The sequence below is a fragment of the Streptomyces sp. NPDC006687 genome (assembly GCF_040636215.1).
Classification (GTDB): Bacteria; Actinomycetota; Actinomycetes; order Streptomycetales; family Streptomycetaceae; genus Streptomyces.
The window spans coordinates 68,849-89,208 of the sequence record NZ_JBEYJJ010000006.1 but is presented as its reverse complement, the minus strand read 5'-3'; the positions used below and the strand labels follow the sequence as shown (position 1 = coordinate 89,208).

Sequence of the window (20,360 nt, the reverse complement as noted above, 5' to 3'; positions counted from 1 at the left end):
TCTCAACCCTCCTCTCGGTCACTGTCGGTATTCGTCCCGCCACTGACAATCAGCTCCCGCTCGCCGCGGGGCCGCCTGCGCGGTACGGGTGCCAGGTGCTGGCCGGGCTTGGGCGGTACGGGGAATCCGCCCGCCATCGGGTCGAAGGGCTCGGCCCCGGCCTTGCCGGCCTGCGCCGCGGCGCCCTTGTCCCGCTTTTCGCGGAAGTGGTCCGCGAGGGAGGTCAGCAGCAGGATCGCCACGACGGCCCCGCCGACGTAGAGCACGATCTCGGAGAAGTCGTAGCGCTCGTTGCGCAGCGCCCGGACGGTGGCGACCAGCATCAGCCAGACCACCGAGACCGGGATCAGCACCTTCCAGCCGAGCTTCATCAGCTGGTCGTAGCGCACGCGCGGCAGCGTGCCGCGCAGCCAGATGAAGAAGAACAGCAGCAGCTGCACCTTGATGACGAACCAGAGCATCGGCCACCAGCCGTGGTTCGCGCCCTCCCAGTACGTGGAGATCGGCGCGGGGGCCCGCCAGCCGCCCAGGAAGAGGGTGACGGAGACCGCCGAGACGGTGACCATGTTGACGTACTCGGCCAGCATGAACAGGGCGAACTTGATGGAGGAGTACTCGGTGTTGAAGCCGCCGACCAGGTCGCCCTCGGACTCCGGCATGTCGAAGGGGGCGCGGTTGGTCTCGCCGACCATCGTGATCACGTAGATGATGAACGACACCGGCAGCAGCACGATGTACCAGCGGTCGGCCTGCGCCTCCACGATCTTCGAGGTGGACATCGACCCGGAGTAGAGGAAGACCGAGGCGAAGGCCGCGCCCATCGCGATCTCGTACGAGATCATCTGCGCGCAGGAGCGCAGGCCGCCGAGGAGCGGGTAGGTGGAGCCGGAGGACCAGCCCGCCAGGACGATCCCGTAGATGCCGACCGAGGCCACCGCGAGGACGTACAGCATCGCGATGGGCAGGTCGGTCAGCTGCATCGTGGTGCGCTGGCCGAAGATCGAGACCTCGTTGCCGGACGGCCCGAACGGGATCACCGCGATGGCCATGAACGCCGGGATCGCCGCGATGATCGGGGCGAGGACGTACACCACCTTGTCGGCCCGCTTGACGACGACGTCTTCCTTGAGCATCAGCTTCACGCCGTCGGCGAGCGACTGGAGCATGCCCCAGGGCCCGTGCCGGTTGGGGCCGATGCGCAGCTGCATCCAGGCGACGACCTTGCGCTCCCACACGATGGAGAACAGCACGGTCACCATCAGGAAGGCGAAGCAGAACACCGCCTTGATCAGGACGAGCCACCAGACGTCCCTGCCGAACAGGGAGAGGTCCTCGGCGGCGAGGACGTGTGGGGCGAGGCTGGTCACGCTCGCACCTCCTTGGCGGGGGCGGCCGGGGCCGGCGCCGGTCCGATGCGGACGAGGGTGCCGGGCAGGGCGCCGGTGCCGGCGAGGACGCCGGAGCCGGCGAGGACGCCGGAGCCGGCGGAGTTCAGGGGGAGCCATACGACGCGGTCGGGCATCTCGGTGATCCGCAGCGGGAGTTCCACCGCGCCGGCCGGGCCGGTGACGGCGAGGACGTCGCCGTCCTTGACGCCGGTCTCGGCGGCCGTGGCGGCCGAGAGGCGGGCCGCCGCTTCGTGCCGGGTCCCGGCCAGGGCCTCGTCGCCCTCCTGGAGCCGGCCCAGGTCCAGCAGCAGGCGGTGCCCGGCGAGTACGGCCTCACCCGCGCCGGGCCGGGGCAGCGGCGCCGACGCGGTGTGGCGCTCGGGCGCCAGGTCGCCCTCCCAGGGGCCGAGCCGCTCCAGCTCCCGGCGTACGGCGTGCACGTCGGGCAGGGCGATCGGCCGGCCGGCGGCGTCGGCCAGCATGTGCAGCACGCGGGCGTCGGCCGGGGCGAGGCGGCGGGTCATCTGGTCGGGCTTGAGGGCGGCCTCGAAGGGACGGACCCGGCCCTCCCAGTTGATGAAGGTGCCCGCCTTCTCCGCGACGGCGGCGACCGGCAGGACCACGTCCGCGTGGTCGGTGACCTCGCCGGGCCGCAGCTCCAGGGAGACCACGAAGGTCTCCTCCAGCGCGGTCCGGGCCCGCCGCGGGTCGGGCAGGTCCCCGACCTCGACGCCCGCGACCAGCAGCGCGGCCAGTTCGCTGGTCGCGGCGGCCTCGACGATCTGCCCGGTGTCACGGCCGTAGCGGTGCGGCAGCGCCTGGAGCCCCCAGGCGGCGGCGACCTCCTCGCGGGCCCGCGGGTCGGTGGCGGGACGCCCGCCCGGCAGCAGCGACGGCAGCGCGCCCGCCTCGACCGCGCCCCGCTCCCCGGCCCGGCGCGGGATCCACACCAGCCGGGCCCCGGTCGCGGTGGCCGCCCGTACGGCGGCGGTCAGCGCGCCGGGCACCCCGGCGAGCCGCTCCCCGACGACGAGGACGGCGCCGGGCCTGCGCAGCGCCTCGGCGGCCTCGGCGCCGCCCGCCTCCAGCCCGGTGCGGGAGGCCAGCGCGTCCAGCCAGTCCGGCTCGGTGCCGGGGGCGGCGGCCAGCAGGGTGCCGCCCGCCTTGGTCAGGCCGCGGGTGGCGAAGGGGGCGAGGGCGTACGTCTTCTGGCCCCGTTTGCGGTGGGCCTTGCGCAGCCGCAGGAAGACCCCGGGGGCCTCCTCCTCGGCCTCGATGCCCACCAGCAGCACGGCCGGGGCGGCCTCCAGCGAGGCGTAGGTGACGCCCGTGCCGTCGAGGTCCTTGCCCGTGCCGGCGACGGAGGCGGCCAGGAAGTCGGTCTCCTCCGCGCTGTGCACGCGGGCCCGGAAGTCGATGTCGTTGGTGTCGAGCACCACCCGCGCGAACTTGGCGTACGCGTAGGCGTCCTCGACGGTCAGCCGGCCGCCGGTCAGCACCCCGGCCCGGCCGCGCGCGGCGGTGAGCCCGGCGGCGGCGGCCTCCAGCGCCTCGGGCCAGCTCGCCGGGGCGAGGACCCCGTCCGCCCCGCGCACCAGCGGGGTGGTCAGCCGGTCGGGGCGCTGGGCGTAGCGGAACGCGAAGCGGCCCTTGTCGCAGATCCACTCCTCGTTGACCTCGGGGTCCTCGGCGGCCAGGCGGCGCATCACCTTGCCGCGCCGGTGGTCGGTCCGCGTCGCGCAGCCGCCCGCGCAGTGCTCGCACACGCTCGGGGAGGAGACGAGGTCGAAGGGGCGGGAACGGAACCGGTAGGCGGCCGAGGTGAGGGCGCCGACGGGGCAGATCTGGATGGTGTTGCCGGAGAAGTAGGACTCGAACGGGTCGCCCTCGCCGGTGCCGACCTGCTGGAGCGCGCCGCGTTCCAGCAGCTCGATCATCGGGTCTCCGGCGACCTGGTTGGAGAAGCGGGTGCAGCGCGCGCACAGCACGCACCGCTCGCGGTCGAGCAGCACCTGCGGGGAGATCGCGACGGGCTTCTCGTAGGTCCGCTTGCGGCCCTCGAACCGGGATTCGGCGTTGCCGTGGGACATCGCCTGGTTCTGCAGGGGGCATTCGCCGCCCTTGTCGCAGACGGGGCAGTCCAGCGGGTGGTTGATCAGCAGCAGCTCCATCACCCCGCGCTGGGCCTTGTCGGCGGCCTCGGAGGTCAGCTGGGTGCGGACGACCATGCCGTCGGTGCAGGTGATGGTGCAGGAGGCCATCGGCTTGCGCTGGCCCTCGACCTCGACGATGCACTGGCGGCAGGCGCCGGCGGGGTCGAGGAGGGGGTGGTCGCAGAAGCGGGGGATCTCGATGCCGAGCAGTTCGGCGGCCCGGATGACGAGGGTCCCCTTGGGCACGGACAGTTCGGCGCCGTCGATGGTCAGCGTGACCAGGTCCGCCTGCGCCGGCTTCGCCGCCTCGCCGCCGCCCGCCGGGGCGTTGGTGCTGACGGTCATGCGTTCACCTCGGAGTTCTCGATGGGCCCGTCAGCCCAGAGGGTCGACTTCCGGTGGTCGAAGGGGCAGCCCTTCCCGGTGATGTGCTGTTCGTACTCCGCGCGGAAGTACTTCAGCGAGGAGAAGATCGGGCTGGCCGCGCCGTCGCCGAGGGCGCAGAAGGACTTGCCGTTGATGTTGTCGGCGATGTCGTTCAGCTTGTCGAGGTCGGCCATGACGCCCTTGCCCGCCTCGATGTCCCGCAGCAGCTGGACCAGCCAGTACGTGCCCTCGCGGCAGGGGGTGCACTTGCCGCAGGACTCGTGGGCGTAGAACTCGGTCCAGCGGGTGACGGCGCGCACCACGCAGGTGGTCTCGTCGAAGCACTGGAGGGCCTTGGTGCCGAGCATCGAGCCGGCCGCGCCGACGCCCTCGTAGTCGAGGGGGACGTCGAGGTGCTCCTCGGTGAACATGGGGGTGGACGAGCCGCCGGGGGTCCAGAACTTCAGCCGGTGCCCGGGGCGCATCCCGCCGCTCATGTCGAGGAGCTGGCGCAGGGTGATGCCGAGCGGGGCCTCGTACTGGCCGGGGCCGGCGACGTGCCCGGAGAGGGAGTAGAGGGTGAAGCCGGGGGACTTCTCCGTCCCCATCGCCTTGAACCAGTCCTTGCCCCTGTTGAGGATCGCGGGAACCGAGGCGATGGACTCCACGTTGTTGACGACAGTGGGGCACGCGTAGAGCCCCTCGACAGCGGGGAAGGGGGGACGCAGCCGGGGCTGACCGCGCCGGCCTTCGAGGGAGTCGAGCAGTGCCGTCTCCTCGCCGCAGATGTACGCGCCCGCCCCCGCGTGCACGGTGATGTCGAGGTTGCGTCCGCTGGCCCCGATGTCCTTGCCGAGGTATCCGGCCGCGTACGCCTCGCGCACCGCCTCGTGCAGACGGCGCAGGACCGGTACGGCCTCACCGCGCAGGTAGATGAAGGCGTGCTCCGAACGGATCGCGTAGCAGGCGATGATCATTCCCTCGATGAGGGAGTGCGGGTTGGCGAAGAGGAGGGGGATGTCCTTGCAGGTACCCGGTTCCGACTCGTCCGCGTTCACGACGAGGTAGTGCGGCTTGCCGTCGCCCTGCGGGATGAACTGCCACTTCATTCCGGTGGGGAAGCCAGCGCCGCCGCGTCCGCGCAGACCGGAGTCCTTGACGTAGGCGATCACCTCGTCCGGGGTCATCGCGAGGGCCTTGCGCAGGCCCTCGTAGCCCTCGTGGCGCCGGTAGGTCTCCAGCGTCCATGACTCGGGCTCGTCCCAGAACGCCGAGAGGACGGGCGCCAGGAGCTTCTCCGGGCTCCCGTTCTTGCTGAGTTCGGTCGACAACGACATCACTCCCCTCCCTCGGTGGCCGTCTCGCCGCGCGGGTGGACGATCGGGGTGTGCGGGGACTCGCCGCGCGCGATGCGCAGTCCGATCAGGGAGGCGGGGCCCGCCCCGCCGCTCGCCTCCACCGCGCCCTCGCGCTCGTCGGGGAAGCCCGCCAGGATCCGGGCGGTCTCCTTGTACGTGCACATCGGCGCGCCCCGGGTCGGCTCGACGGGGCGTCCGGCGCGCAGGTCGTCCACGAGGGCCTTGGCGGACTCGGGGGTCTGGTTGTCGAAGAACTCCCAGTTGACCATCACCACGGGGGCGTAGTCGCAGGCCGCGTTGCACTCGATGTGCTCCAGCGTGACCTTGCCGTCGGGGGTGGTCTCGTTGTTGCCGACGCCCAGGTGCTGCTTGAGCTCGTCGAAGATGGCGTCGCCGCCCATCACCGCGCACAGGGTGTTGGTACAGACGCCGACCTGGTAGTCCCCGGAGGGCCTGCGCCGGTACATCGTGTAGAAGGTGGCGACGGCGGTGACCTCGGCGGTGGTCAGGCCCAGCACCTCGGCGCAGAAGCGGATGCCGGTGCGGGAGACGTAGCCCTCCTCGGACTGTGTCAGGTGCAGCAGCGGCAGCAGCGCGGAGCGGCTGTCGGGGTAGCGGGCGATGACCTCCCGCGCGTCCGCTTCGAGCCGGGCGCGCACCTCGGCGGGGAAGTCGGGGGCGGGCAGCTGGGGCATCCCGAGGCTGACGCCCGTATTCACTGCATCGGCCGTCATCGGTCGACGCCTCCCATCACGGGGTCGATGGAGGCGACGGCGACGATGACGTCGGCGACCTGGCCGCCCTCGCACATCGCCGCCATGGCCTGGAGGTTGGTGAAGGACGGGTCGCGGAAGTGGACCCGGTAGGGGCGGGTGCCGCCGTCGGAGACCACGTGGGCGCCGAGCTCGCCCTTGGGGGACTCGACGGCCGCGTACGCCTGTCCGGTGGGGACCCGGAAGCCCTCGGTCACCAGCTTGAAGTGGTGGATGAGGGCCTCCATGGAGGTGCCCATGATCTGCTTGATGTGGTCGAGGGAGTTGCCGAGGCCGTCGGGGCCCAGCGCGAGCTGCGCCGGCCAGGCGATCTTCTTGTCCTCGACCATCACCGGGCCCGGCTCCAGCCGGTCCAGGCACTGCTCGACGATCCGCAGCGACTGGCGCATCTCCTCCAGGCGGACCAGGAACCGCCCGTAGGAGTCGCAGCTCTCGGTGGTGGGGACGTCGAACTCGTAGGTGTCGTATCCGCAGTACGGGTCGGCCTTGCGCAGGTCGTGCGGCAGGCCGGCGGAACGCAGGATCGGGCCGGTGGCGCCCAGGGCCATGCAGCCGGCGAGGTCGAGGTAGCCGACGTCCTGCATACGGGCCTTGAAGATGGGGTTGCCGGTGGCGAGCTTGTCGTACTCCGGCAGGTTCTTCTTCATCGTCTTGACGAACTCGCGCAGCTGGTCGACCGCGCCGGGGGGCAGGTCCTGGGCGAGGCCGCCGGGGCGGATGAAGGCGTGGTTCATGCGCAGGCCGGTGATCAGCTCGAAGACGTCGAGGATCAGCTCGCGGTCCCGGAAGCCGTAGATCATGATCGTGGTGGCGCCGAGCTCCATGCCGCCGGTGGCGATGCACACCAGGTGGGACGAGAGCCGGTTGAGCTCCATCAGCAGGACGCGGATGACGGTGGCCCGGTCGGGGATCTGCCCGGTGATCCCGAGGAGCTTCTCGACGCCGAGGCAGTACGCGGTCTCGTTGAAGAACGGCGTCAGGTAGTCCATGCGCGTGACGAAGGTGGTGCCCTGCGTCCAGTTGCGGAATTCGAGGTTCTTCTCGATGCCGGTGTGGAGGTAGCCGATGCCGCAGCGGGCCTCGGTGACCGTCTCTCCGTCGATCTCCAGGATCAGGCGGAGCACCCCGTGGGTGGAGGGGTGCTGGGGGCCCATGTTCAGGACGATGCGCTCGTCGTCCGCCCGGGCGACGGACTGGACGAGCTCGTCCCAGTCGCCGCCGGTGACGGTGTAGACGGTGCCTTCGGTGGTCTCGCGGGAGGCCGCGGGGTCGGCGGCGTTCGGGGTGGGGGACATCAGCTGTACGACCTCCGCTGGTCGGGAGCCGGGATCTGGGCGCCCTTGTACTCGATGGGGATGCCGCCGAGCGGGTAGTCCTTGCGCTGCGGGAAGCCCTGCCAGTCGTCCGGCATCATGATCCGCGTGAGGGCCGGATGGCCGTCGAAGACCAGGCCGAAGAAGTCGTACGCCTCGCGCTCGTGCCAGTCGTTGGTCGGGTACACGCCGGTGAGCGAGGGCAGGTGCGGGTCGGCGTCGGGCACCGACACCTCCAGCCGGATGATCCGGCCGTGGGTGAGGGAGCGCAGGTGGTAGACGGCGTGCAGCTCGCGGCCCTTGTCGCCCGGGAAGTGCACGCCGGAGACGCCGGTGCACAGCTCGAAGCGCAGCGCCGGGTCGTCGCGCAGGGTGGAGGCCACCCGCACCAGGTGCTCGCGGGCGATGTGCAGGGTCATCTCGCCCCGGTCGACGACGACCTTCTCGATGGCGTTCTCCGGGAGCAGGTCCTGCTCCTCCAGGGCGCCCTCCAGCTCGTCGGCGACCTCGTCGAAGTAGGAGCCGTACGGGCGGGAGCTGGCGCCGGGCAGGGCCACGGGGCGCACGAGGCCGCCGTAGCCGCTGGTGTCGCCGCCGCCGCCCGCTCCGAACATGCCCTTGCGGACGCCGATCACCTCGGGTCCGGGCCTGCCCGCACGGGGTGCCGGGACGTTGTTGCCGCTGTCCGCGGCGGGTTCGTCGCTCACCGCAGGAGCCCCTTCATCTCGATGGTGGGGAGGGCCTTCAGGGCCGCCTCCTCCGCCTCGCGCGCCGCCTCTTCCCGGTTCACGCCGAGCTTGGAGCCCTGGATCTTCTGGTGGAGCTTGAGGATCGCGTCGATGAGCATCTCGGGGCGGGGCGGGCAGCCGGGCAGGTAGATGTCCACCGGGACGATGTGGTCGACGCCCTGGACGATCGCGTAGTTGTTGAACATGCCGCCCGAGGAGGCGCAGACCCCCATGGAGATCACCCACTTCGGGGCGGGCATCTGGTCGTAGACCTGCCGCAGCACCGGCGCCATCTTCTGGCTGACCCGGCCGGCGACGATCATCAGGTCCGCCTGGCGGGGGGAGCCGCGGAAGACCTCCATGCCGAAGCGGGCGAGGTCGTAGCGGCCGGCGCCGGTGGTCATCATCTCGATGGCGCAGCACGCGAGGCCGAAGGTGGCCGGGAAGACGGATGCCTTGCGCACCCAGCCCGCGGCCTGTTCGACGGTGGTCAGCAGGAAGCCGCTCGGCAGCTTCTCTTCCAGTCCCATGGAAAATTCAGCCCCTCAGTCCCATTCCAGGCCGCCGCGGCGCCAGACGTATGCGTAGGCGACGAAGACGGTGAGCACGAAGAGCAGCATCTCGACGAGCCCGAAGATCCCCAGGGAGTCGAAGGTGACGGCCCAGGGGTAGAGGAAGACGATCTCGATGTCGAAGACGATGAAGAGCATCGCCGTGAGGTAGTACTTGATGGGGAAGCGGCCGCCGCCGGCGGGCACCGGAGTCGGCTCGATGCCGCACTCGTATGCTTCAAGCTTCGCCCGGTTGTACCGTTTTGGGCCGATCAGCGTGGCCATGACCACGGAGAAGATCGCAAACCCTGCGCCGATGGCGCCGAGCACGAGGATGGGTGCGTAGGCATTCACGCTCCTCGCTCCTTCCAGTCGTCCTTGACCGTTGGTCGCATGTGAGGCAGTTCACAAGCCAGACTGGTGCGCATCTTATGCCTGCCGGTCTGTGATCTGCGACACGGGTAACGACACCGAGTTTGTGATCTCCACCACCAGACGAACGATCATGAAGGCCCTTGAGTGGCGATCTTCGTACGCAAGGCATCCACATGATCACCAAAGGTGACATCCGGCCTCGTCACCGCAGGTCGGGGCGGGCTTGCACTATCAAAGAGTGAGCGCTACAGGCAAATTGGCCCCGAGGTGGCCGGGGTGATAAAGGAACCGGCCTCCCTCGCCCGGGGGGTCCGGGGGTACGGAAGTGGACGGCCGGCCGCGCGCGCCCGGCGGATGTGCGTCCGTTCACGAACCGCACGGCAAGCTCACGGTCCGGTCACGGACCGGCCACGGCGCCCTCACGACAGCGGGTCACTGTGACCTGCGACACATGGATCATGGGCCGCAAAAAGGAGGCTTGGCCATCTGTGCGACTGGATGGTAGGCGGTGGATCAATTCGGACTTATTGATGAAAGCCCATGATCACAGCCCTGTGAGCAGCTGTCCGTTTCGTCCGTTACGGCGTCAATATGCCGCGCGGCGCGCCCGGTTGCCGGGCATTTTCCGCAACTGTGGCGCAGACCACGTTTCTTGAAGGTGACCCTGCACCCCTGATAGCGGTTGTCCCATGTCCCACACCGCTCACATACCCAGCCACCGGAAGCCCCGCCGCAGCGCCTCGAAGCTCGCGGTCCGCGCCGGAGTTGCCGGTGGCGTCCTCAGCACCCTGGCGATGGCCGGCACCGCGAGCGCGTCCCCGTCTCCCGAGCCCGTGGCCGAGACGACGCTGGAGATGCCGGTCCTCAGCCTGGACCTCGGTACCGAGGTCTCCAACGCGGTCAACACCGCCGCTGAGAACACCCGCGTCGCCGCCGTCGAGGCCGCCGTCACCGGCGAGCTGAACGCCCAGGAGGAGAGCGCCCGTACGGGTGCCGCCGCCGAGGCGAAGCAGGCGAAGGAAGAGGCCCAGAAGGCCGCCGAGCAGAAGGCGAAGCAGGAGGCCGACCGCAAGGCGGAGGCCGAGCGCGCGGGCCGCAGCTCCGGCCGCACCTCCCTGACGAACGCCTCCGCTTCCGACGACGGCAGCGGTGCCGTCGTCAAGGGCGGCTCCAGCAGCGGCCGCTCCTCCGCCACCGGCTCCGCCGCGGCCATCGTCAACTTCGCCTACAACCAGGTCGGCAAGGCGTACGTGATGGGTGCCACCGGCCCCTCCGCGTACGACTGCTCGGGTCTGGTGCAGGCCGCCTACCGCCAGGCCGGCATCACCCTGGACCGCACCTCCCAGGACCAGTCCCTGGCCGGTACCTCGGTGTCCCTGAGCAACCTCCAGCCGGGCGACATCCTGTACTGGGGCCCCAAGGGCAGCGCCTACCACGTCGCCATCTACGTCGGCGGCGGCAAGTTCGTCGGCGCGCAGAACCCCAGCACGGGCATCGTCGAGCGCCCGCTGAGCTACGACATGCCGACGGGCGCCGTCCGCGTCCTCTGACCCACCCGGTCTCCGCGAGGTCCGGTACTCCCCCTCCCCCGCCCGGGGACGGAGTACCGGACCTCCGGCATGCCCGGACACCGCCCGCCGCCGCGGCCGAAGTCCCGCCCGGCGCACGGTCGGTGCGGAATCCTCCGCGGCCCTGCGAAGATGGGCGGCGTACCCGTGCGCCCGTAGCGATCCCCGGAGGTGGTCAGCCCGTGAACGGAACCCCGTACGAGGACCACGGCGACGGTGACGGCACCGCCCTGCCCGCCGCCCTCGGCCTCGGCATGCTGGCGGTAGGCGGCTGGCTGCTGACCACCGCCCGGCCCTGGCAGAAGCCGGGCACCCCGCTGACCCTGGGCCTCGGCTGGACCGTCTCCGGCGCCCTCCTGGTCGCCGGCCTCGGCCTGCTGGCCCGGTGCGTGCGTACCGTCCACGCGGCGCCCGAGACGGGCCAGGAGCCCGCGGACGGCTGAGCGGGCCCCCGAAGCCCCCGGACGGCCGGGCCTGCCTTGGGAACGACCTGAGGCGCCCCGGAAACGGCCCTGACGCCCCTGGGACGGCCCTGACGCCCGCCGGGAGGCCCGGGGGCGGCTCCGGGGCGTCGGGGCCCGGCTCAGGCCCTCGGGGCCACCTTCGAGAGGCCGTTGATGATGCGGTCCATGGCGTCGCCGCCCGTCGGGTCGGTCAGGTTCGCCAGCATCTTCAGGGTGAAGCGCATCAGCACGGGGTGCGTCAGCCCCCGCTGAGCGGCGATCTTCATGACCGCCGGGTTGCCGATCAGCTTCACGAAGGCGCGGCCCAGCGTGTAGTAGCCGCCGTAGGTCTCCTTCAGCACCTTCGGGTAGTTGTGCAGCGCCAGCTCCCGCTGGGCGGGGGTGGCACGGGCGTGGGCCTGGACGATGACGTCCGCCGCGAGCTGCCCGGACTCCATCGCGTAGGCGATGCCCTCGCCGTTGAACGGGTTGACGAGCCCGCCCGCGTCCCCGACCAGCAGCAGGCCCTTGGTGTAGTGCGGCTGCCGGTTGAAGGCCATCGGCAGGGCCGCGCCGCGGATCGGCTGCGTCATGTTCTCGGGGGTGTAGCCCCAGTCCTCCGGCATGGACGCGCACCACGCCTTGAGGACCTCGCGCCAGTCCAGCTCCTTGAACGCGGAGGAGGAGTTGAGGATGCCGAGGCCGACGTTGGAGGTGCCGTCGCCCATGCCGAAGATCCAGCCGTAGCCGGGCAGCAGCCGGTCCTGCGGGCCGCGCCGGTCCCACAGCTCCAGCCAGGACTCCAGGTAGTCGTCGTCGTGCCGGGGCGAGGTGAAGTACGTGCGCACCGCCACGCCCATCGGGCGGTCCTCGCGCCGGTGCAGGCCCATCGCGAGGGACAGCCGCGAGGAGTTGCCGTCGGCGGCGACCACGAGCGGGGCGTGGAAGGTGACCGGGGTCTTCTCCTCGCCGAGCTTCGCCTGCACGCCGGTGATGTGGCCGGTGCGCGGGTCGCGGACGGGCTCGCCGACGTTGCAGCGCTCGTAGAGGCGGGCGCCGGCCTTCTGCGCCTGGCGGGCCAGGGTCTCGTCGAAGTCGTCGCGCTTGCGGACGAGTCCGTAGTCGGGGAAGGAGGCGAGTTCCGGCCAGTCGAGCTGGAGCCGCTGGCCGCCGCCGATGATGCGCAGGCCCTTGTTGCGCAGCCAGCCGGCCTCTTCGGAGATGTCGATGCCCATCGCCACGAGCTGCTTCGTGGCGCGGGGCGTCAGCCCGTCACCGCAGACCTTCTCGCGCGGGAACGCCGTCTTCTCCAGGAGCAGGACGTCGAGGCCGGCCTTGGCGAGGTAGTAGGCGGTGGTCGAGCCGGCGGGCCCGGCCCCGACGACGATCACGTCCGCGCGGTGTTCGGAGAGGGGCTCGGTGGACTCGGTCACTGCGGGGTCTCCCGAAGGCTCGACAAGGGGTGCGCGACGGCACAGGACATGAGGCAGTCTATGCAGGCCGGAACGGAGCGCGGCCGCCCTTGCGACCCGACGCCCGGCCGGATCAGAAGACGCTGAGGCCCGTGAGCGTCGTGAAGCGGTCCAGGGCGGCCACGCCGGCCACCGAGTTGCCCTGCCGGTCCAGGCCCGGGCTCCAGACCGCGAGGGTGCAGCGGCCCGGGACGACCGCGATGATGCCGCCGCCGACGCCGCTCTTGCCCGGCAGGCCCACCCGGTAGGCGAACTCCCCGGCGGCGTCGTACGTCCCGCACGTCATCATCACCGCGTTGATCTGCTTGGCCTCGCTGCGGGTCAGCAGCCGCGAACCGTCCGCCCGCAGCCCGTGCCGGGCCAGGAAGCGTCCGGCCAGGGCCAGGTCGGCGCAGGTCATCTCGATCGAGCACTGCCAGAAGTAGTGGTCCAGCAGCGCCGGAACGGGGTTGTCGATGTTGCCGTACGAGGCCATGAAGTGCGCCACGGCGGCGTTGCGGTCGCCGTGTTCGTGCTCGGACGCGGCCACCTCCGGGTCGAAGGAGACCTCCGGGTTGCCGCTCTCCTGCCGCAGGAAGTCCAGCAGTTCGCTGCTCGCGTCACCCGTGAGGGTCTGGAGCCGGTCGGTGACGACGAGCGCGCCCGCGTTGATGAACGGGTTGCGCGGGATCCCGTTCTCGTACTCCAGCTGCACCAGCGAGTTGAACGGGTTGCCGGACGGCTCCCGGCCCACCCGCTCCCACAGGCTGTCCCCGCCCTCCGCGAGGGCGAGGGCCAGCGCGAAGACCTTGGTGATCGACTGGGTGGAGAACGGCACCCGCCAGTCGCCGGTGCCGAAGACGTTGCCGTCCAGGTCGGCGAGGGCCATCCCGAACCGCCGGGGCTCGACGCCCGCGAGCGCCGGGATGTACTCGGCGGGGGTGCCGCTGCCGATCAGCGGGGCGACGTCCGCCGCGATCTGTTCCAGGAGGTGCTGGTAGTCCACGGGTGCCAACGGACGCTACTGGACCTTGAAGCCGCGGTGCAGGGCCACGATGCCGCCGCTCAGGTCGCGCCAGGCGACCTTGCCCCAGCCCGCCTTGGCCAGCAGCCCGGCCAGCGCCGGCTGGTCCGGCCACTCCCGGATGGACTCGGCGAGGTACACGTACGCGTCGGGGTTGGAGGACACCGCGCGGGCCACCGGCGGCAGGGCGCGCATCAGGTACTCGGTGTAGAGCGTGCGGAAGGGCGCCCAGACCGGCTGCGAGAACTCGCTGATGACGATCTGCCCGCCGGGCTTGGTCACCCGGTACAGCTCGCGCAGCGCGGCGTCGGTGTCGTGGACGTTGCGCAGCCCGAAGGAGATCGTCACGGTGTCGAAGACGTCGTCCTTGAACGGCAGCCGCGTCGCGTCGCCCGCCGTCAGCGGCAGCCAGGGGTTGCGCTTCTTGCCCTCCCGCAGCATCCCGAGGGAGAAGTCGCAGGGGACGACGTACGCGCCGGTGGCGGCGTACGGCAGGGAGGAGGTCGCGGTACCGGCGGCCAGGTCGAGCACCTTCTGGCCGGGGCGGGCGGCGACCGCCTTGGCGGCCTCCTTGCGCCACAGGCGTGCCTGCCCGAGGGAGAGCACGTCGTTGGTGAGGTCGTACTTCGCCGCCACGCCGTCGAACATGGAGGCGACTTCGTGCGGCTGCTTGTCCAGGGAAGCCCTTGTCACTGGCGGTGGCCCCTCGGTGCTCGGTGTGGCTGCCGGTCGGTCGGCTCGTACGGGGTCATCCTCTCAGGCCCCCGCCCGGAGCGGAGCGGTGCCCTCACCCGTACAGGCGGCGGTCTAGCGCCGCCGGTGCAGCAGCCGCCCGCCGATGACGGTCGCCACGCAGGTGGTGGCCCCGCGTTCCAGCAGCTCGGCCTCGTCCGCCACCGCGAACACCGCGAACCGGGCCGGGGCCCCCGCCTCCAGCACCCCGTGGAAGGCCGGCCCGGCGCTGTCGCGGCCGGTGAGCGGATCCAGCGCGGGCACCCCCTCGCAGGGGGCGGGCGGGACGACGGCCAGGCCCGAGCGGACCACCGCGGTGCGCACCGCCGGGACGGTGAACCGCCCGGCCACCGCCACCACCCCGCGCGCCAGCAGCTTCTGCGTGCCGCGCCGGGCGCTGTTGCCCCGGCGGGCGTCGGTCAGCTTCAGGGCGTCGAGCGCCTCGGCGCCGGTGATCGGGGCGGCGCCGAGCTCGGTGATCTCGTAGGGGTCGTCGGGGTAGTACGTCCCCTCCAGCAGCACGTCCGCCCCGCGCGCCAGCAGCCCCGGGGTGAGCACCCCGGGCCAGCGCCGCACCCGGGCGTGCGGAGCGGCCGCGGCGAGCTCCTCGTACGGGCCCGTCCGGACGATCCGGTCGCCCTCCACCAGGACGGCGCCGCCCTCCAGCGGTACGGCGTCCGGCCCGGTGACGAGGAGCCCGGCGGTGTGCAGCGTCAGCATGGGGCGGTCAGCGGGAGGAGATGAGCTTCAGCTCGGGGTGCGCCGTGCCGCCCTCGATCGCGGTCGAGGAGATGTGCGAGACGACGCGGTCGTCGACCGGGTCGTTCGCCGGGTCCTCGTGCACCACGAGGTGCTCGTAGGTGGTCGCGCGCTGCGCGGGGACGCGGCCCGCCTTCCGGATCAGGTCGATGATCTCCTGGCGGTTCGAGCGGTGCTTGGCACCGGCCGAGGAGACGACGTTCTCCTCCAGCATGATCGAACCGAGGTCGTCGGCGCCGTAGTGCAGGGAGAGCTGGCCCGCCTCCTTGCCGACGGTCAGCCAGGAGCCCTGGATGTGCGCGATGTTGTCCAGGAAGAGCCGCGCGACGGCGATCATGCGCAGGTACTCGAAGACGGTCGCCTGGGTCCGGCCCTTGAGGTGGTTGTTCTCGGGCTGGTACGTGTACGGGATGAACGCGCGGAAGCCGCCGGTGCGGTCCTGCGTGTCGCGGATCATCGCGATGTGCTCGATGCGCTCGGCGTTGGTCTCGCCGGTGCCCATCAGCATGGTGGAGGTGGACTCCACGCCCAGCTTGTGGGCGATCTCCATGATCTCCAGCCAGCGCTCGCCGGACTCCTTCAGCGGGGCGATCGCCTTGCGCGGCCGCTCCGGCAGGAGTTCCGCGCCGGCGCCCGCGAAGGAGTCGAGGCCCGCGGCGTGGATGCGCCGGATGGCCTCCTCCGCCGAGACCCCCGAGATCCGGGCCATGTGATCGACCTCGGACGCGCCGAGGGAGTGGATGACCAGCTGCGGGAACGCCTGCTTGATGGCGGAGAAGTGCTCCTCGTAGTACTCCACGCCGTAGTCCGGGTGGTGGCCGCCCTGGAACATGATCTGCGTGCCGCCGAGTTCGACGGTCTCCGCGCAGCGGCGCAGGATGTCGTCGAGGCCGCGGCTCCAGCCCTTCTTCGTGTCCTTCGGGGCCGCGTAGAAGGCGCAGAACTTGCAGGCCGTGACACACACGTTGGTGTAGTTGATGTTGCGCTCGATGATGTACGTCGCGATGTGCTCGGTACCGGCGTAGCGGCGGCGGCGCACCGCGTCGGCGGCCTGGCCGAGCGCGTGCAGCGGGGCGTGCCGGTAGAGGTCGAGCGCCTCTTCCTTGGTGATCCGGCCCCCGGCGGCGGCGCGGTCGAGGACGGACTGGAGTGCGGCCAGGTCGGTCACCGGTGGGTCACCTTTCGGCGGTGTGTCAAGGATCCGGACCGATCCAGCCTACGCCAGGGCCCCCGCCCGCTCCGTCAGGGGCTGCGGGTGAGGTCGCCCTCGGGGTTGCCGGCCGCCCTGTCCCCCGACTTGTAGTGCAGCGAGCCGCCCTGGTTCAGGGTGAACCGTTCGTCGGCGGAGCCTCCGGCGCAGATGCCGGGGGCCGGGTTGGGGCCGCCCGCGGTGTCCAGGACCAGGGAGCGGTCGGTGGCGGAGCTGAGCTTCCAGTCACCGCTGCAGTCGGTGCCGAGGAGCGGCAGGACGGACTTGTCCCGGGCGACGACCTCGCCGACCTTGCCGCCCTTGATGGTGATCTCGAACTGGCTGGTGGCCCCGAGGTTGGTGGTGACGGTGCCCTTCCAGGTGCCGACGAGCTCCTTGGGGACGTCGTTCCGGGTGCCCTTCGACGGGGCCGGCGAGGACGGGGCGGAGCCGGCGGGATCCGGGGCCTTGGAGGTGGCCGGGGGCTGGCCCACCACCTTGTCGTGGGAGTCGGACCGGCCGGGCAGCAGCCCCGTGCCGTACAGGCCGCCGCCCAGGGCCACCAGGGCGGCGGCCGCGCCGAGCACCACGGTGCAGCTGAACCGGCGGCCGGTGGCCCGGACGGTCATCCGGCGCCGCTCGCCCGGCGGAGCGTCGCGCTGCCCCGGCACCCCGGGGGGCCCGGCCGTCTCGGTGGGCATCCCGTACACCCCGCCGCCCATGGAGCCGCCGGGTCCCGGCCCGTACGGGCCGCTGCCGGGGCCGTAGGGGCCGGCAGCGCTCGCGTAGCCGCCGGGGTACCCGTACGAGGGGTCCGGCGTCCCGAACCCGCCGCCGACGGAACCGCCGACGGGCCCGCCGAAGGACCCCCCGGTGAACGGCACCGGCCCGGAAGGGGAGGCGTCGGAGGGCTCGGCGGCGTCCAGGTTCAGCAGGGCCACCGCCGCGCGGCTCGCCTCCTCCACCAGCGGCGCCGGAAGCCACCCGGGCGCGCCGAGCGCCCCGCCCAGCGCGGCGGCCAGGGCGTGCGGGGCGGGCCGCTCGGCGGCCGTCTTCGCCAGGCAGGCGGCGATCAGCTCGCGCAGCTGCCCGGCCGGGACGGCGTCCAGCTCGGGCTCCTCGTGCACCACCTTGTAGAGGAGGGTGGCGGAGTTGTCCCCGCTGAAGGGCGGCCGGCCGGTCGCGGCGAAGGCCAGGACCGCACCCAGCGAGAACACGTCCGAGGCGCCCGTGACCCCCTTGCCGAGGATCTGCTCCGGGGACATGTAACCGGGCGAGCCGATGGAGACGCCGGTGGAGGTCAGCGAGGCGGTGCCGTCCGTGGCCCGGGCGATCCCGAAGTCGATCAGCCGGGGCCCGTCCAGGGTCAGCATCACGTTCGACGGCTTCACGTCCCGGTGGACGAGGCCCAGCCCGTGCACCGCCACCAGGGCCCGGGCCAGCCCCGCGCCCACGGCCCGCACCGAGGGCTCGGGCAGGGGGCCGTGCCCGGCGACGGCCCGGTCCAGCGAGGGTCCCGCGACGTACCCGGTCGCCACCCACGGCACGGCCGCGTCCGGGTCGGCGTCCAGGACGGGCGCGGTCCACTCCCCGCCCACCCGCCGCGCGGCCTCCACCTCGCGGCGGAAGCGGGCGCGGAACTCGGTGTCGGAGGCGAAGTGGGGGTGCACCACCTTCACGGCGACGGTCCGCCCGCCGGCGTTGCGCCCCAGGTAGACCCGGCCCATGCCGCCCGCGCCGAGCCGGCCGAGCAGCCGGTACTCCCCGATGGTCCGCGGCTCACCTGCTTCGAGCGGCTGCATCCCGTCCCCCCTTGTCCCCCGGGCGCGCTGTCACCCGGACTGCAGCACCTTAGGCGGTGGGACGGGCCGTACGGGGGCCCGGCCGCCGGGGCGAATGCGCAATTCCCGCCGGGGCGTTCGGGGCGGCGTTCCGGGCGGCGTTCCGGTGTGTTGTTCCGCCCGGTCCGACGGGAATACGAAAGGGGAACGAATTTCCGGCAAACGGAACATTATCGCCGGGATCTCCGGGATCTCCCGGGTCTCCTGGGGCTATTGGTGATGATCAGCGCTGCGGCGCGCCCGCCTTCAGCAGCTCCACGGTCACATCCGGCGCATAGCCGGTGTCCGCGGCCGTACGACGTGCGAATTCGCGCACCCCGGCGAGCTGCTCCGGCCCGAAGCGGAAGTCGAGGGTGGTGAAGTAGCGCTGGAGCAGTGCGGCGTCGAAGGACTCCCAGCGCGCCGCGTGCTCGGACACCTTCACGACCTCCTCCAGGGAGAGGTCCCGTGAGGCGAGGAAGGCGTCGTGCGCCTCGCGGACGATCTCGGGCTCGCGGGCCAGGTAGTCCTTGCGGGCGGCCCACACGGCGAAGACGAAGGGCAGCCCCGTCCACTCCTTCCACATCAGCCCCAGGTCGTGCACGGTCAGTCCCAGCCGGGGTGCGTCGTGCAGCGAGGCGCGCAGCGCGGCGTCACCGATCAGGACCGCCGCTTCGGCCTCCTGCATCATCAGCCCCAGGTCAGGGGGGCAGGTGTAGTAGTCGGGCCGCACCCCGTACTGCTCGGCCAGTAGCAGCTGGGCCAGGCGTACGGAGGTCCGCGAGGTCGAGCCGAGGGCCACCCGGGCGCCGTCGAGCTGCTCCAGCGGGACCTGCGAGACGATCACGCAGGACATGACGGGGCCGTCGCAGCCGACCGCGATGTCCTGGAGGGCGACGAGCTGGTCGGCGTTGCGGAGGAACTCCACGAGGGTGATCGGGGCGATGTCCAGCTCACCCCGGACGAGCCGCTCGCTCAGCTTCTCGGGGGTGTCCTTGGTCAGCTCCATGTCCAGCAGGGTGCCGGTGCGCGCGAGCCCCCAGTAGAGGGGCAGGCAGTTCAGGAACTGGATGTGGCCGACCCTGGGCCGGCTGCGATAGACGTCCACATCGCGAGACTAGCCCCGCTTCTCCGTCAGCGATCGAGCGGGTCTCAAACGTCCGGGTGACGTGATCTTTCCCTCTGGTCTCGCGGCGAGGGTGCGTGCTAGGCTCGACGCAAGTTGCAGTTTTGGTTTCCCTTGCAGTACGGAGCCTGCGGAGCATGTAACCCGCAGGCTTTTGTAGTTTTCAGACTTCTTAGCAGGTTCTGGAGCAGGGCGACCCTTTGGCCCATAGGAGGGCTCATGGCTACCGGAACCGTGAAGTGGTTCAACGCTGAAAAGGGCTTCGGCTTCATCGCCCAGGACGGCGGCGGCCCGGATGTCTTCGTCCACTACTCCGCGATCAACGCCTCTGGCTTCCGCTCCCTGGAGGAGAACCAGCAGGTGAACTTCGACGTCACGCAGGGTCCGAAGGGCCCGCAGGCGGAGAACGTCACCCCGGCCTAGTCGCCAGGCCGGCCGGATCGCGGTCGGATTTCGCAGTACCCAAGGAGCCCTGCCCCACCCGTGCGAACGGTGGGGGCGGGGCTCCTGCCTTTTTCCTTCCGGTCCAAGCGCCGCCGCCGTTCGGGGGGCAGCTGTGGTGCCGCAGGGTGACGACCCGTGACTTTCCGTGTGCCCGTGACGTGGCTCGGGGATGTTCGGTCGCGGACATCCGGCCTGCACTCCACGGAGGAAACAGATGACGAAGCTCGCTTGGGCCGCACGGGGGCTCTCGGCGGTGTCGGGAGCGGTGCTCCTCGGCGCGCTCCTGGTGCCGTCCGCGGCCGCCAGCGGCGGCATGGACCCCCACCCGCAGCCCAAGAAGAAGGCGTCCCACCCCGCGAAGGCCAAGCCGGCCAAGCCCGTGCAGCAGGCCGGGATGGCCACGCCGGTCCGCAACGAGGACGACGACCGGGACGACTACCACAAGAAGTGCTCGACCTCCCGTGACCTCGCCACCGCCGCGATCGACACCCTCCCCGACGGGCCGATCTTCCGGGTGACGACCGACCGCCACGGCCACGCCTTCCTCAACGACAGCCGCAACCCCGGCGTCTGGGTCAACCTGGGCATCCTGGCGCACGCCCCGACGTGCGTCACGGACACCGCCGCCTCGGTCACCGAGACCCTCCCCGGCCACCTCTACATCAGCCTGCTGGCCCGGGACGGCGTGCTCCACCAGGCCACCTGCGTCACCTCGGTCGTGCCGTTCACCCCGGCGAACCTGCCCGGCGTCTGCGGCACCGGTTTCACCCCCGTGCAGGACACCCCCGTATAAGGGACC

General features: G+C 71.6%; 19 protein-coding genes. 4 read left to right on the top strand and 15 right to left on the bottom strand.

All coding sequences use genetic code 11. From position 1 onward, the window contains the following. Positions 1–2: 2 nt before the first annotated feature. From nuoH to ABZ716_RS09750, 8 genes are read right to left on the bottom strand one after another with little or no spacing between them, the layout of a single operon-like run. Positions 3–1,367, bottom strand: a complete 1,365-nt coding sequence (gene nuoH, locus ABZ716_RS09785; protein ID WP_358957930.1) for an NADH-quinone oxidoreductase subunit NuoH — start codon at positions 1,365–1,367, stop codon at positions 3–5. Continuing rightward, positions 1,364–3,886, bottom strand: a complete 2,523-nt coding sequence (locus ABZ716_RS09780) for an NADH-quinone oxidoreductase subunit G (RefSeq protein ID WP_358957927.1) — start codon at positions 3,884–3,886, stop codon at positions 1,364–1,366. Before ABZ716_RS09780 ends, nuoH begins: the two co-directional genes overlap by 4 nt. Next, positions 3,883–5,244 (bottom strand): NADH-quinone oxidoreductase subunit NuoF, encoded by a 1,362-nt coding sequence (gene nuoF, locus ABZ716_RS09775; RefSeq protein ID WP_358957924.1) that lies wholly within the window; start codon positions 5,242–5,244, stop codon positions 3,883–3,885. Before nuoF ends, ABZ716_RS09780 begins: the two co-directional genes overlap by 4 nt. Then, the gene (nuoE, locus tag ABZ716_RS09770) at positions 5,244–5,999 is read right to left on the bottom strand and encodes an NADH-quinone oxidoreductase subunit NuoE (protein WP_351878578.1); all 756 of its coding nucleotides are present in this window, start codon (positions 5,997–5,999) and stop codon (positions 5,244–5,246) included. The genes nuoF and nuoE overlap by 1 nt, the downstream gene beginning before the upstream one ends. After that, positions 5,996–7,333 (bottom strand): NADH-quinone oxidoreductase subunit D, encoded by a 1,338-nt coding sequence (locus tag ABZ716_RS09765; protein WP_358812032.1) that lies wholly within the window; start codon positions 7,331–7,333, stop codon positions 5,996–5,998. Before ABZ716_RS09765 ends, nuoE begins: the two co-directional genes overlap by 4 nt. Then, complete coding sequence (locus ABZ716_RS09760; RefSeq protein ID WP_358957921.1) at positions 7,333–8,058, bottom strand: NADH-quinone oxidoreductase subunit C; 726 nt, start codon at positions 8,056–8,058, stop codon at positions 7,333–7,335. Before ABZ716_RS09760 ends, ABZ716_RS09765 begins: the two co-directional genes overlap by 1 nt. After that, positions 8,055–8,609: an NADH-quinone oxidoreductase subunit B gene (locus ABZ716_RS09755; protein WP_079429234.1), complete on the bottom strand. Its 555-nt coding sequence runs from the start codon at positions 8,607–8,609 to the stop codon at positions 8,055–8,057. The genes ABZ716_RS09760 and ABZ716_RS09755 overlap by 4 nt, the downstream gene beginning before the upstream one ends. A gap of 15 nt (positions 8,610–8,624) precedes the next feature. After that, complete coding sequence (locus tag ABZ716_RS09750) at positions 8,625–8,984, bottom strand: NADH-quinone oxidoreductase subunit A (protein ID WP_351878587.1); 360 nt, start codon at positions 8,982–8,984, stop codon at positions 8,625–8,627. 710 nt (positions 8,985–9,694) lie between these two features. Between ABZ716_RS09750 and ABZ716_RS09745 the strand changes: the two genes are divergently transcribed. Continuing rightward, positions 9,695–10,555 carry a C40 family peptidase gene (locus tag ABZ716_RS09745; RefSeq protein WP_351878590.1) on the top strand — a complete coding sequence of 287 codons (861 nt, stop codon included), beginning with the start codon at positions 9,695–9,697 and terminating at the stop codon, positions 10,553–10,555. Between the two features lie 200 nt (positions 10,556–10,755). Continuing rightward, positions 10,756–11,016 carry a hypothetical protein gene (locus tag ABZ716_RS09740; protein WP_358812030.1) on the top strand — a complete coding sequence of 87 codons (261 nt, stop codon included), beginning with the start codon at positions 10,756–10,758 and terminating at the stop codon, positions 11,014–11,016. Between the two features lie 140 nt (positions 11,017–11,156). On the opposite strand, the gene ABZ716_RS09735 is transcribed toward ABZ716_RS09740, so the two are convergent. The 7 genes from ABZ716_RS09735 to ABZ716_RS09705 form a co-directional block, all read right to left on the bottom strand. Next, positions 11,157–12,449, bottom strand: a complete 1,293-nt coding sequence (locus ABZ716_RS09735; RefSeq protein ID WP_351878596.1) for a geranylgeranyl reductase family protein — start codon at positions 12,447–12,449, stop codon at positions 11,157–11,159. A 112-nt stretch (positions 12,450–12,561) separates the two neighbouring features. After that, positions 12,562–13,473: a glutaminase gene (locus tag ABZ716_RS09730; protein WP_358812029.1), complete on the bottom strand. Its 912-nt coding sequence runs from the start codon at positions 13,471–13,473 to the stop codon at positions 12,562–12,564. A gap of 15 nt (positions 13,474–13,488) precedes the next feature. Next, positions 13,489–14,184 (bottom strand): demethylmenaquinone methyltransferase, encoded by a 696-nt coding sequence (locus ABZ716_RS09725; protein WP_358812028.1) that lies wholly within the window; start codon positions 14,182–14,184, stop codon positions 13,489–13,491. A gap of 114 nt (positions 14,185–14,298) precedes the next feature. After that, positions 14,299–14,943, bottom strand: coding sequence for a hypothetical protein (locus tag ABZ716_RS09720; protein WP_358812027.1), 645 nt, complete (start codon positions 14,941–14,943; stop codon positions 14,299–14,301). Positions 14,944–14,950: 7 nt separating this feature from the next. Continuing rightward, positions 14,951–16,150, bottom strand: a complete 1,200-nt coding sequence (gene mqnC, locus ABZ716_RS09715) for a cyclic dehypoxanthinyl futalosine synthase (RefSeq protein ID WP_358812026.1) — start codon at positions 16,148–16,150, stop codon at positions 14,951–14,953. A gap of 74 nt (positions 16,151–16,224) precedes the next feature. Then, entirely contained in the window at positions 16,225–17,973 is a 1,749-nt protein-coding gene (locus tag ABZ716_RS09710) for a serine/threonine-protein kinase (protein WP_358957918.1), read from the bottom strand. A gap of 262 nt (positions 17,974–18,235) precedes the next feature. Next, entirely contained in the window at positions 18,236–19,099 is an 864-nt protein-coding gene (locus ABZ716_RS09705; RefSeq protein ID WP_358812025.1) for a menaquinone biosynthesis protein, read from the bottom strand. Positions 19,100–19,336: 237 nt separating this feature from the next. Between ABZ716_RS09705 and ABZ716_RS09700 the strand changes: the two genes are divergently transcribed. Then, positions 19,337–19,540: a cold-shock protein gene (locus tag ABZ716_RS09700; RefSeq protein WP_007265804.1), complete on the top strand. Its 204-nt coding sequence runs from the start codon at positions 19,337–19,339 to the stop codon at positions 19,538–19,540. 235 nt (positions 19,541–19,775) lie between these two features. Next, positions 19,776–20,354 carry a hypothetical protein gene (locus ABZ716_RS09695; RefSeq protein WP_358812024.1) on the top strand — a complete coding sequence of 193 codons (579 nt, stop codon included), beginning with the start codon at positions 19,776–19,778 and terminating at the stop codon, positions 20,352–20,354. Positions 20,355–20,360 lie beyond the last annotated feature (6 nt).